Genomic DNA, 11,815 nt, shown 5'->3' on the forward strand with positions numbered 1-11,815 from the left:
GGAGGGGCTCCAGGCGCCACGCGCTCCCTTCTCCCGCCGGGAGAAGGTGCCCCGAAGGGCGGATGAGGGTGCGGGCGCAGCCTGGTGTCGTTCTGATGCGCGAAGGCTTCGCCCCGTACCCTCACCCCAACCCCTCTCCCGGGGGGAGAGGGGCTTACGTTGCTCCCGACGATGACGGAGCAGTGCCGACGTCGCCGGATGGGGGCGGCACCGCGCGCTCAGCCCAGGCGCTGTCGCACCGCCTCGAACAGGGTCACGCCGGCGGCAACCGAGACGTTGAGGCTCTCGATCTCGCCCGGCATCGGGATCCGCACCAGGCCATCGCAATGCTCGCGGGTCAGCCGGCGCAGGCCGTCGGACTCGCCGCCCAGCACCAGCGCCACGTTGCCGCGCAGGTCCTGCGCGTACAGCGAGGTCTCGGCCTCGCCGGCCAGGCCGTAGATCCACACGCCCTGCTTCTGCAGCTCGCGCAGGCAGCGCGCCAGGTTGGTCACCGCCACGATCGGCAGGCGGTCGGCGGCGCCGGCCGAGGTCTTGCGCACGGTGGCGTTGACCGGCGCCGATTTGTCCTTGGGAATCACCACCGCGGTCACCCCGGCCGCGGCGGCACTGCGCAGGCAGGCGCCGAGGTTGTGCGGATCCTGCACACCGTCGAGCACCAGCAGCAGTGCGCGGCCCTCGGCGGCGCTGACCAGGCCTTCCAGCTCGCTCTCGGCCCAGGTCCGCGCCGCGGCATAACGCGCGGCCACGCCCTGGTGCCGCACCGAGCCGCCGACGCCGTCCAGCGCCTGCGTGTTCACCCGCCGCACGTCGATGCCCTTGCGCCGCGCGTTCTCCTCGATCTCCTGCAGACGCGGATTCTTGCTGCCCGCTTCCACCAGCACCTCGCGCACGTTGTCCGCGTCGTTCTCGATCGACGAGGCCACGGCATTGACGCCGACGATCCACTGGTTCTGCTTGCTCATGAGGCGGGACTACGCGAAAGGAAAGCGGGCATGGTAGGGGTTGTGGCCGCTGGCGTCATGCCTTGGGGGCCGGGATTGGGGATTCGGGATTGGGGATTGGTAGAAGCGGCTTGGCCGTGACGTCGCACTTTCCTGCGACGCCCGGGGCCTGCGTGTCGCGACAGCAAGACCACCGACGCAGAGTCATCCAATCAGGGCGCGGCGCGGCCTTGTGGGAGGGACTTCAGTCCCGACGCGGTGAACTGGGCAACCCCGGCCTGCTGCCTGGCGCGCCGATGACCCGAGGTTCCCGGCCCCGACACGCTCCGCTCGCCGTCGGCACTACCCATCGCAGCTCAAGCCGGCCAGCGCTCGGTGTCGTGGTCCGGATGCTGGCGCGAGACGACATCGGCCAGGAACGGCGCGGCGGCCAGATCGCCTTCGGTGCGGATCGCCGCCAGGCGATGCAGGGCGTCGACGAATGGCAGCTTCGCCTCGATGCCGTACTGGATGGTCGGCGGCAAGGCCTCCGGATGGTCGAAGGCGCCGGCCGCGATGGCGACGCCATCCGGTGCCTCGTAGGTCAGCGGCGTGCCGCAGTCGGCGCAGAAGCCGCGCTGCACCAGGTTGGACGAGGCGAAGCGCCTGGGCGCGCCGCGGGTCCAGGTCAGGTCCGCACCGCGGGTGGAGACCAGCGGCGCGTAGTAGGCGCCGAACGCCTTCTGGCACATCCGGCAATGGCAGATCGAGGCGTCGTGCAGCCGCCCGCGCACGCGGAAACGCACCGCACCGCACTGGCAACCGCCGCTGTACTCCTGCTCCATATCCGCTCTCCGCTGCGAACCGCATCGCGCGGGTGGCTCCCGCACGACGCACGGGAAGCGCGATCGCGGCGGCCGCCGTTCGGTCGCCGCGACGCTGCGCCGTCAGTACTTCTTTTTCTTGCGCTTGGCCGGCTGCCCACGCGGCGGCGGCGGCGGCACCTCGTCGTGTGCCGATTCGCCTTCTTCGACCAGGCGGAAGTCGATCTTGCGCTCTTCCATGCTCGCCTTCAGCACCAGGATGCGTACGCGGTCGCCAAGGCGGAACTCGCGCCCGCGGCGCTCGCCGGTCAGGGTCTTGCGGGTGGCGTCGAAGTGGTAATAGTCCTGCGGCAACTGGGTCACGTGGATCAAGCCGTTGACCTTGGACTGGTCCAGTTCGACGAACAGGCCGAAGCTGGTGACGCCGCTGACCACGCCGTCGAACTGCCCGCCGACGTGCTTCTCCATCCACGCGGCGCGGTAGCGCTCGTCGACCTCGCGCTCGGCCTCGTCGGCGCGGCGCTCGCGCTCGGAGCACTGCAGCGCCAGCGCCGCCATCGCGCGCGGCGCGTACAGGTACTTGTCCGGCGCGCCGCGGGTCAGCGCGTACTTGATCGCGCGGTGCACCAGCAGGTCCGGATAGCGGCGGATCGGCGAGGTGAAGTGCGCGTACGCCTCCAACGCCAGGCCGAAGTGGCCGGCGTTGTCGGGCGAGTACACCGCCATGCTCTGGCTGCGCAGCAGCACCGATTCCAGCAGCGCCGCGTCCGGGCGCTCGCGCACCTTCTTCAGCAGCTTGGTGTAGTCGCCCGGCACCACCTTGCTCCACGCCGGCAGGCTCAGCTTGAATTCCTTGAGGAACTCCAGCAGGTCGGCGTACTTGGATTCCGGCGGGCGCTCGTGCACGCGGAACGGCGCCGGAATGTGCGTTTCCAGCAGGTAGCGCGCCGCGGCCACGTTGGCGGCGATCATGCATTCCTCGATCAGCTTGTGCGCGTCGTTGCGCACCAGCATGCCGGCCTGGGTCACCTCGCCGGTGTTGTCGAGCACGAAGCGCACTTCCGCGGTCTCGAACTCGATCGCGCCGCGGCGCGCGCGCGCCTTGGCCAGGATCTGGTACAGCTGATGCAGCCGCTCCAGCTGCGGCAGCACCGCCGCCACGTCCTTGCGCACCTGCTCGTCTTTTTCGCCGACCGCCTGCCACACCTGTTCGTAGGTGAGCCGCGCGTGCGAGTTCATCACCGCCTCGTAGAAGCGCGCACCGGCCACCTCGCCCTGGCGGTCGATCTGCATGTCGCAGACGAAGCACATGCGGTCGACCTTGGGGTTGAGCGAGCAGATGCCGTTGGACAGCGTCTCCGGCAGCATCGGCACCACGAAACCGGGGAAATACACCGAGGTCGCGCGCTTGACCGCCTCGGTATCCAGCGGCGTGCCCGGACGCACGTAGTGCGACACGTCGGCGATCGCCACCACCAGGCGGAACCCGTCGGCGTTGGACTCGCAGAACACCGCGTCGTCGAAGTCCTTGGCGTCGGCGCCGTCGATGGTCACCAGCGGCGTCTGCCGCAGGTCCACGCGGCCCTTGATCGCCGCCGGCTCCACCGTCAGCGGCACCGCCGCGGCTTCGTCCAGCACCTCTTGCGGGAACTCGTAGGGCAGCTCGTGGCCATGGATCGCCGCTTCCACCAGCAGCGACGGGGTCAGCTTGTCGCCCAGCACCGCGATGATCTTGCCGATCGGCGGGCGCCGCGCATCCGGCGCGGAGGTGAGTTCGCACACCACCAGTTGCCCGTCGCGGGCCTCGCCGACGGCGTCGGCGGGGATCTGCACGTTGCGCTGGATGCGCTTGTCGTCCGGCACCACGAAGGCGATGCCGGCTTCCAGGCTGAAGCGGCCGATCAGGCGGGTCAGGCCGCGCTCGAGCACGCGCGCGATGCTGCCCTCGCGGCGGCCGCGGCGGTCGATGCCGGTGACGTTGGCCAGCGCGCGGTCGCCATGCAGCACCTTGCGCATTTCGTACGGCGGCAGGAACAGGTCGTCGCCGCCCTCGTCCGGGCGCAGGAAGCCGAAGCCGTCCGGATTGGCGATCACCACGCCGGGGATCAGGTTGGTCTGCTGCAGCGGCGCGTAGCCGCCGCGGCGGTTCTGCACGACCTGGGCCTCGCGCAGCATCGCACCCAGGCGCTTGCTCAGCGCTTCCTTGCGCGTCGGCTCGGTCAGACCGAGCTGTTCGGCCAGTTCGTCCAGGGTCTGCGGACCGTCGCAGCGTTCGAGCAGTTGCAGGATCGCCTCGCGGCTGGCGATCGGCTGCGCATAGCGCTCGGCCTCGCGTGCGGCATAGGGGTCGTGGATCGGCGCGGCAGTGTCGGGCGCGGCCGCCGGCGGCGGCGACGGAGGGTGCAGCGGTTGCAGCGGCGGCTTGGGGCCACGGCGCAGGAAGCTGGGCATCCAGGCGGGCAGACGCGATTTCTTCGGCGTATCGGAGTTGGGCGCGTCGCCGGACGCGGATTTGCCGGGCTTGCCGGACTTGCTTTTGCGAGTTGTCATCCGCGCATGGTACTCCCATGCAGGTGGCCGTCACCCGAACCGGGCGGCGCGCCGCGGCGAACGTGCGCCCCAGAAACGACGAAGCCCGCGTCAGCGGGCCGGTCGGTGCGAGAGTTCAGCGCTCTCGCGATCTTGCATGTGGTGCCCAGGAGAGGACTCGAACCTCCACGGTTTTACCCGCTAGTACCTGAAACTAGTGCGTCTACCAATTCCGCCACCTGGGCGCTGAAGGCCGCGAATTCTGCGGTGCCGCCGCGACCTTGTCAACGCCTATTTTTGCGCCGCTCTCGATTGCCGGCATCGATGACGCGATCCGACCGCGGCACGCAGCGGTGCCGCGCACATCCCAACCGCCGCGCGGCTGTGCACGCGCGCACGCTACGGCGGTGCGCGGATTCGGCGGGAAACCGCATGCGCGATGCCGATTCCGACACAGCGTTGTCACAAGCGGACCCGCTTCGAAGATCCGGCGTGACCGCGGCGGGAGTTCGCGATTTTGTCGGTTGACCCGGATCGGCGCCTCGCTAGTTTGCATCCGGCAATCCGTCGCCCTCCCCCACGCTCCGGAGCATCCCCATGCACAGCCTGTCCGCTTCCCTGCTCGCCGCCGCCCTGTTCGCCAGCGCCACCAGCGCCTCCGCCGCCGGCGCCGACGACGCCACGCTCAATTCCCTCACCGAGATCCAGCGCGCCCTGGACAGCGGCGCCTCGGTCGCCGTGGCGATCGACCTGAGCCAGTGCACGCCCACCTCCGGCGGCGCCACCCCGAGCCAGACCCGTGGCGGCCTGCGCATCGGCGCCTACCGCGTCACCGCCGACGGCACCCTGTCCTTCGCCGACGAGCACGTGACCGTCGGCCGCGACGGCAAGCCGATCCAGCAGTTCCTGCGCTACCAGGTGCATCCCGACAACACCGTGGACTTCACCATGTTCGTGTTCGCCCTGCCCAGCTACCAGCAGACCGGCAGCACCCTCGGCTACCGCTGCGCGATCAACCAGGGCCTGCGCTTCAACGTCGGCTACTGAGGTCGCCACCGACGCGTCCGCGACGGCGCTGCACTGCCGCCGTCGCAAAACGCTTGACAGCGTCTGCTGCCACGCGCACAATTCTCGTTCTGAGTTGCCCAGGTGGCGGAATTGGTAGACGCACTAGTTTCAGGTACTAGCGGGTAAAACCGTGGAGGTTCGAGTCCTCTCCTGGGCACCACGACCGACAGGTCGAGCAAGATCTCAAAACCCGCTTCGGCGGGTTTTTTGTTGGCTGCGCGCAGGCCGCGGCGCTCAGCGCTGCGGCGGACGCAACGGACCGATGTCCACGCGCACGCCCTTCACCCACACCGCCACCTTGTAGGCACGGTAGCCCGGGTTGTGGCGTTCGGCCGCACGCGCGGCCAGGTAGGCATTGGCGGCATGCACCAGCACCTGCAAGGACGGCTCCAGTTGCGCGACGCGCCGGAGTCTCACTTCGTAGGTGGCCATGCGCCCTCCCCCACGTACCGGCAGGCGCCGCGTCGTGCCGCGATCGGCCAACGCATGGCGGCGGCGCACCGCGGCGCCGACACCCTCGTGTCCACAACCTCCATGTCCTGCATGCGCATCCTCGCGCGTCCGTGCATTCCGCACCGCACGAGTATTGAATCTCCGAACAATTGGAGTCAAGCGTGACTGTACGACAAGCCGGCGGATGCTCCATATCTTGGTAGGCCCGCCGTCCCCCAAGGCCCACCGCGATGAATAGCTTCGGCGAGCGTTTGCGCGAAGCCAGAAAAGCCGCCGGGCTCACCCAGGAGCAGTTGGGCTTCGCGTTGGACGTCACCAAGTCCTCTGTGTCGGCCTGGGAGAACGACCGCGAAACGCCGAGCTTTCGCCTGTTGCCGACGCTGCGCAGCGTGCTGAACCGCTCGCTCGACGAACTGGTGTGCGGCGTCGGTCCAGGCAAGCGTGTGCAGGACCTGCCCGCCGACTATCCGTTGCTGGCGCAGGACGCGCAGGAGCGTGCCCTGCTCGCGCGCTATCGCAACGCCTCGGTGCGGCGCCGCGAAGCCGTGCTGGAATTGCTCAAGCCGGACAACGGCTGAGTCACACCGGCGGCGCGTGTGGCGTTCGGGCATCGCCAGTAGCGACGGAATGCCATTCGCAGCAGCGGCTTCAGCCGCGACCAAACCCTACCGGCATGCCCGTCGCGGCTGAAGCCGCTCTTACGAGGACGACCACGCTTCCCGCTGAGTCGCGGCACGCGTGATGTTCGAGACGCTCTTCAGCCGCCGACGCCGAGCGTGCGCAGCGCCTCGCCCCAGATCGCGTAGCCCGCTTCGCTGGGATGGGTGCCATCGGGCATCAGCGCCACCGGCAGCGTGCCGTCCGGCTGCAGGAAGCGCGCGCCGATGTCGAGCCAGCGCACCTGCGGGTCGTGGGCGAAGCGCGCGGCCAGCAGGCGGTTGGTCTCCAGGATCGGCGCACGCTGCGGCGCATCGGCGGCGAAGCCGCGCGGGAAGATGCCCATCAGCACGATCCGGCTGCGCGGCAGGCGCCGCCGGATCTCGGCGACCACCGCCGCCACGCCGTCGGCGGTCTCCTGCGGCGTATTGGTGCGCGCATGCTCGGTGCCGGCGAGGTTGTTGGTGCCGAGGTTGATCACCACCCAGCGCGGCGCCAGACCGTCGACCTCGCCCTGGCGCAGCCGCCACAGCACGTTCTGGGTGCGGTCCCAGCCGAAGCCCAGGTTCAGCACCCGCGCGTCGCCGAAGGTGCGTTGCCAGGCCTGCGCGCCATTCACCCGGATCGCCTGCGGCGCGCCCGCCCAGAAATGGGTGATCGAGTCGCCGAGCATCACCACCTGCGGCTGCAACTGCCGCGCGGCCTCCAGCGCGGCATGGTGGCGGCCGTACCAGTCGTAGGAATCCTGCTCCAGCCAGGGCACCGCGATGCGCGCGGTGTCGACGTCGGTCATCGCGTCCAGCGGCACACGCGGCGCCTCGTCGAGCAGCCGCGCCAGGGTCGGCTCGATGGCCTCGGCCATGCGCCGCTGCCCACGCGTGTCCGGATGCAGCGCGCCACTGCCGGGACGCTGCCGCGGATCGTAGAACAGGCTCGGGTCCAGCGTGCCGTCGACGCGCTGGAACACGGTGCCGATGTCCAGGTAGGCCACACGCGGATTGTCGCCGTAGCGCACCGCCAGCGCGCGGTTGACCTCGGCGTCGCGCGCACTCTTCTGCGCCGACAGTGCGCTGGGCAGCAGGCCGAGCAACAGGATGCGGGTGCGCGGCAGGCGCTGCTCCAGCGTGGCGACCACCGCATCGATCCCGCGCACCGTGTCCGCCGCGCTGTGCCCTTCGTGGCCGGTGTTGTTGGTACCGATCAGCAGGACCGCGACCTTGGGCCGCAGGCCGTCGACCTCGCCGTGCTGCAGGCGCCACAGCACGTGTTCGGTGGCGTCGCCGCTGAAGCCGAGGTTGAGCGCGCCGCGGCTGCCGTAGAAGGTCTGCCAGGTCGACTGGAAGTCTTCGTCCGGTGCCTGCTCCTTCTCGTCGTTCTGGGTGATCGAATCGCCGATCAGCAGCAGCGGCGCATCCGGGTGCGCACGCACCTGCGCCAGCACCTGCTGGTGGCGCTCGGCCCACCAGGCCTCATGCAGGCGGTCGGCCGGGGTCACCGGCACCGGCGAAGCCGCCGGCGGCGGCGCGGCCTTCGCATGGTCCGGGTGCGCACCAAGACATAGCAGTACGAGGACAGCCGCGCGCGGAAGCGATGCGGCGAAGCGGGCGCCGAAGGCGCGAAGAAAGCGCTGCATGTGCGGGGCTGCCGAAGCCTGCGAAGAGCCGCATTCTGGTGCGCAGGCCGCGACAGCGGCAAGTGTCCCGGCGCCGGAGCGCGACGCCGGGCATGCATGTCACTTGGCATGCCCTGGTGCGGCGCGCCGGACGGCACGCCATCAGGCAATGGCGTGCACGCGCCGCTATCGCACCACCATTGTAGCGGCACGGAACGGCACGGGTCGTGGTGCCGTCCGTGCCGACGTGCCGCCGTCGAGACTCAGTGGCCGCCAGCCGCCGCCGCGCCACCACCACCGCCGAACGGCGGCTTGGCCAGCCACAGGAAGAAGATGATCCCGAGGAAGGTCCAGCCCAGCAGGTAGAAGATGTCGTTGAAGCCCATCTGCGAGGCCTGGTGGTTGATGGTGTTGTTGAGCAGCGCCGCGCCGTTCTGCAGGCTGCCGTTGCCCATCATCTGCACCTGTTCCTGCATGCCCGGCGTGTAGGTGGAGATGTGCTCGGTCAGGTGCGCATGGTGCAGCTGCGTGCGCTTGGCCCACAGATAGGTGGTCAGCGAGGCGGCGAAGCTGCCGCCCAGCGTGCGCAGGAACGTGGCCAGGCCGGAACCGGCGGCGATCTCGCGCCCGTCCAGGTCCGACAGCAGGATCTGCAGCACCGGCATGAAGAACAGCGCCACGCCCACGCCCATCAGCAACTGCACCCCGGCCACGTGCGGGAAATCCACCTGCAGGTTGAAGTCCGAGCGCATGAAGCTGGTGGTGGCCATGAAGATGAAGGCGATGCTGGCCAGCAGCCGCAGGTCGAAGCGCGAGGCGTACTTGCCGACGAACGGGGTCATGATCACCGGCAGGATGCCGATCGGCGCGGTGGCCAGGCCGGCCCAGATCGCGGTGTAGCCCATGTCGCGCTGCAGCCACTGCGGGATCAGCAGCGACACGCTGAAGAACGCCGCATAGGCCACGATCAGCGCCATGGTGCCGGCGCGGAAGTTGCGGTGGCGGAACAGCCGCAGGTCGACGATCGGATCCTTGTCGGTCAGCTCCCAGATCAGGAACACCGCCAGCGCCACCGCCGAGATCGCGGCCAGCACGACGATCTTGGTCGAACTGAACCAGTCCTCGTCGTTGCCCAGGTCCAGCACCACCTGCAGACAACCGACGCCGATGATCAGGGTGATCAGGCCGACGTAATCCATGCGCGGCCGCTCGATCGGCTCGGGACGATCGCGCAGCTGCGAGCCGACCACGGTCGCGGCGATGATGCCCAGCGGCACGTTGATCAGGAAGATCCATTCCCAGCTGTAGTTGTCGGTGATCCAGCCGCCGAGGATCGGCCCGGCGATAGGCGCGACCACGGTGATCATCGCCAGCAAGGCCAGCGCCTGGCCGCGTTTCTCGCGCGGGTAGATCGACACCAGCAGGCTCTGGGTGATCGGGTACATCGGGCCGCAGACGAAACCCTGCAGCGCGCGCGACACCACCAGCATACCCATGCTCTGGGCCAGGCCGCACAGCAGCGAGGCCGCGGTGAAGGCCAGCGTGGCCCACACGAACAGCTTGGTCTCGCCGAAACGGCGGCTGAGGAAGCCGGTCAGCGGCAGCGCGATGGCGTTGCTGACCGCGAACGAGGTGATGACCCAGGTCGCCTGCTGCGAACTGGCGCCGAGGTTGCCGGCGATGGTGGGCAGCGAGACGTTGGCGATGGTGGTGTCGAGCACCTGCATGAACGAGGCCATCGCCAGGCCCACCGTGCACAACGCCACACTGGCCGGGCGGAACCCGGCGGCCGGTGCGCCCGGAACCCCGGGCGCGGCGGGAGCGGCAGCTTGGTTGGACATGACCGGGCTCAGTTCGCCTTGGCGGCGTCGGGCAGGTTGGCGTGGATGATCTGCTTCACGGCCGCATCGGCCTGCTGCAGCTGCTGCGCATACACATCGGTATCCAGCAGCGTGCCGCTGGCCGGCTTGGTCGGCAGCACCGCGCCGTTCTGGTCATGCAGGTTGACGTCGGCCTTCATCGACAGGCCGATGCGCAGCGGATGCTGCTCCAGCTGCTTGGCGTCGATGGCGATGCGCACCGGCACGCGCTGCACGATCTTGATCCAGTTGCCGCTGGCATTCTGCGCCGGCAGCAGCGAAAACGCACTGCCGGTGCCGATGCCCAGGCTCTGCACGGTGCCGTGGTAGGTCACCGCGCTGCCGTACACATCCGACTCCAGTTCCACCGGCTGGCCCAGGCGCATGTGCTTGAGCTGGGTTTCCTTGAAGTTGGCGTCCACCCACACCTGGTTCAGCGGCACCACCGCCATCAACGCGGTGCCGGGCTGCACGCGCTGGCCGACCTGCACCGAGCGCCGCGCCACGTAACCGGCCACCGGCGCGACGATGGCGCTGCGGGCGTTGTTGAGGAAGGCCTGGCGCACCTGCGCGGCCGCGCCCTGCACGTCGGGCTGGTCGGCCACGCCGTTCTCGTCGATCAACGCGCGGTTGCGCGCCAGGGTCTCGCGCGAGCCGCTGACCGCGGCCTCGGCGGCGGCCAGTTGATCGCGGGCATGCGCCAGCTCTTCGGCGGAGATCGCACCGGTGGCGACCAGGCTGGCGCGGCGGGCGACGTCGGCGCGGGCGCGCTGCAGGGTCACCTGCTGCGCGGACAGTTCGGCCTGGGCGCCCTCGACCGAGCGGTACAGACCGCGCACCTGGCGCACGGTCCGCGCCAGATTGGCCTCGGCCTGCTGCAGCGCGACCTCGGTGTCGGCCGGGTCGAGCTTGACCAGCGGCTGGCCGCGCTCCACGCGCATGCCGTCGTCGGCGTCGATGCGCACCACGGTGCCGGCCACCATCGGGGTGATCTGCACCAGGTTGCCCTGCACGTAGGCGTCGTCGGTGTCCTCGTGCCAGCGGCCGACCAGGAAATACCAGATCGCCAGCGCGATCAGCACCAGCACCACTACCACGGCCAGGCCGCGCAGCAGCTTGCCGCGCCGGCTGGGGGCGGGAGCGGAGGAAGCGGGGGTCGTTGTCTGATTCATTGCAGCGATCTCAGGAATGCGAAGGTGCGGAAGAAGAAGAGCTCGGCGCATCGGCGGCGGAGGTGGCGTCGTAGCCGCCGCCCAGCGCCTGATTCAGGCGCACCGAGACCAGGATCTGATTGGATTGCAGCGACGCCAGGCGCTGCTGCGCGTCGAGCAACTGCTGTTGCGCGCTGAGCACGTCGAGGTAGTTGCCGATGCCGGCGCGGTAACGCTGCTGCGACAGGTCGAAGGCGGCCTGCGCCGTCTGCAGCGCCTGCGCCTGCTGCTGCGCCTGCTCGGCCAGCGAACGCGCGGCGTTGACCTGATCGGCCACCTCGCGCAGCGCCGCCACCAGGGTCTGGTTGTAGTTGGCCACCGCCAGGTCGTACTGCGCATCGCGCTCGGCCAACTGGCTGCGCAGCCGCCCGCTGTCGAACAGCGGCAGGCTCACGCCGGGGCTGAGCAGGCCCAGCACCGACGAACTCTTGAACAGGTCGCCCGGATTGGTGGCGGCGACGCCGCCCAGCAGGGTCAGATTGATGCTGGGATAGAACTGCGCCTTGGCCGCATGGATGCCCTGCGAGGCGGCTTCCACGCGCCAGCGCGCGGCGACCACGTCGGGCCGACGGCCGAGCAGGTCGCTGGGCAGCACCGACGGCACCCGCGCGACCTGCGGGTCGAGCAGGCGCGGGCGCTCGATCTGCAGCCCGCGATCCGGGCCGCGGCCGAGCAAGGC

At 69.7% G+C, this 11,815-nt stretch carries 10 protein-coding genes and 2 tRNA genes; 3 read left to right on the plus strand and 9 right to left on the minus strand.

Annotated elements, in window-relative coordinates; all coding sequences use genetic code 11:
* Positions 1-218: 218 nt before the first annotated feature.
* The 4 genes from rlmB to D180_RS15155 form a co-directional block, all read right to left on the minus strand.
* On the minus strand, positions 219-965 hold the full coding sequence (gene rlmB / locus D180_RS15140; RefSeq protein WP_017913459.1) for a 23S rRNA (guanosine(2251)-2'-O)-methyltransferase RlmB: 747 nt from the start codon (positions 963-965) through the stop codon (positions 219-221).
* Positions 966-1,300: 335 nt separating this feature from the next.
* Complete coding sequence (locus D180_RS15145; protein WP_017913460.1) at positions 1,301-1,768, minus strand: GFA family protein; 468 nt, start codon at positions 1,766-1,768, stop codon at positions 1,301-1,303.
* 102 nt (positions 1,769-1,870) lie between these two features.
* Positions 1,871-4,297: a ribonuclease R gene (rnr, locus tag D180_RS15150; RefSeq protein ID WP_043091062.1), complete on the minus strand. Its 2,427-nt coding sequence runs from the start codon at positions 4,295-4,297 to the stop codon at positions 1,871-1,873.
* A 139-nt stretch (positions 4,298-4,436) separates the two neighbouring features.
* Positions 4,437-4,521 (minus strand) — tRNA-Leu (locus tag D180_RS15155).
* Positions 4,522-4,873: 352 nt separating this feature from the next.
* Here D180_RS15155 and D180_RS15160 point away from each other — a divergent pair.
* Positions 4,874-5,323: a VirK family protein gene (locus tag D180_RS15160; RefSeq protein WP_017913462.1), complete on the plus strand. Its 450-nt coding sequence runs from the start codon at positions 4,874-4,876 to the stop codon at positions 5,321-5,323.
* 96 nt (positions 5,324-5,419) lie between these two features.
* Positions 5,420-5,504, plus strand: a tRNA-Leu gene (locus D180_RS15165).
* A 74-nt stretch (positions 5,505-5,578) separates the two neighbouring features.
* On the opposite strand, the gene D180_RS15170 is transcribed toward D180_RS15165, so the two are convergent.
* Positions 5,579-5,776 (minus strand): hypothetical protein, encoded by a 198-nt coding sequence (locus tag D180_RS15170; RefSeq protein ID WP_010343993.1) that lies wholly within the window; start codon positions 5,774-5,776, stop codon positions 5,579-5,581.
* A gap of 251 nt (positions 5,777-6,027) precedes the next feature.
* Here D180_RS15170 and D180_RS15175 point away from each other — a divergent pair, with 251 nt between their 5' ends.
* Positions 6,028-6,375 carry a helix-turn-helix transcriptional regulator gene (locus tag D180_RS15175; protein WP_017910998.1) on the plus strand — a complete coding sequence of 116 codons (348 nt, stop codon included), beginning with the start codon at positions 6,028-6,030 and terminating at the stop codon, positions 6,373-6,375.
* 179 nt (positions 6,376-6,554) lie between these two features.
* On the opposite strand, the gene D180_RS15180 is transcribed toward D180_RS15175, so the two are convergent.
* From D180_RS15180 to D180_RS15195, 4 genes are all read right to left on the minus strand, one after another.
* Positions 6,555-8,087 carry a GDSL-type esterase/lipase family protein gene (locus D180_RS15180; protein WP_017913463.1) on the minus strand — a complete coding sequence of 511 codons (1,533 nt, stop codon included), beginning with the start codon at positions 8,085-8,087 and terminating at the stop codon, positions 6,555-6,557.
* A gap of 242 nt (positions 8,088-8,329) precedes the next feature.
* Positions 8,330-9,907, minus strand: a complete 1,578-nt coding sequence (locus D180_RS15185; protein ID WP_026144761.1) for a DHA2 family efflux MFS transporter permease subunit — start codon at positions 9,905-9,907, stop codon at positions 8,330-8,332.
* 8 nt (positions 9,908-9,915) lie between these two features.
* Positions 9,916-11,097: an efflux RND transporter periplasmic adaptor subunit gene (locus D180_RS15190; RefSeq protein ID WP_017913465.1), complete on the minus strand. Its 1,182-nt coding sequence runs from the start codon at positions 11,095-11,097 to the stop codon at positions 9,916-9,918.
* Positions 11,098-11,107: 10 nt separating this feature from the next.
* The coding region (locus D180_RS15195) for an efflux transporter outer membrane subunit (RefSeq protein ID WP_017913466.1) at positions 11,108-11,815 on the minus strand (708 nt) is incomplete at its 5' end.

The sequence above is a fragment of the Xanthomonas sp. SHU 166 genome, from assembly GCF_000364685.1.
Lineage (GTDB): Bacteria > Pseudomonadota > Gammaproteobacteria > Xanthomonadales > Xanthomonadaceae > Xanthomonas_A > Xanthomonas_A sontii.

Excerpts from the sequence above, each read along its gene's own strand:
- rnr (WP_043091062.1), bottom strand. The coding sequence starts at position 4,297 with ATGACAACTCGCAAAAGCAAGTCCGGCAAGCCCGGCAAATCCGCGTCC.
- D180_RS15160 (WP_017913462.1), top strand. The coding sequence starts at position 4,874 with ATGCACAGCCTGTCCGCTTCCCTGCTCGCCGCCGCCCTGTTCGCCAGC.
- D180_RS15190 (WP_017913465.1), bottom strand. The coding sequence starts at position 11,097 with ATGAATCAGACAACGACCCCCGCTTCCTCCGCTCCCGCCCCCAGCCGG.
- D180_RS15145 (WP_017913460.1), bottom strand. The coding sequence starts at position 1,768 with ATGGAGCAGGAGTACAGCGGCGGTTGCCAGTGCGGTGCGGTGCGTTTC.
- D180_RS15175 (WP_017910998.1), top strand. The coding sequence starts at position 6,028 with ATGAATAGCTTCGGCGAGCGTTTGCGCGAAGCCAGAAAAGCCGCCGGG.
- D180_RS15180 (WP_017913463.1), bottom strand. The coding sequence starts at position 8,087 with ATGCAGCGCTTTCTTCGCGCCTTCGGCGCCCGCTTCGCCGCATCGCTT.
- rlmB (WP_017913459.1), bottom strand. The coding sequence starts at position 965 with ATGAGCAAGCAGAACCAGTGGATCGTCGGCGTCAATGCCGTGGCCTCG.
- D180_RS15185 (WP_026144761.1), bottom strand. The coding sequence starts at position 9,907 with ATGTCCAACCAAGCTGCCGCTCCCGCCGCGCCCGGGGTTCCGGGCGCA.
- D180_RS15170 (WP_010343993.1), bottom strand. The coding sequence starts at position 5,776 with ATGGCCACCTACGAAGTGAGACTCCGGCGCGTCGCGCAACTGGAGCCG.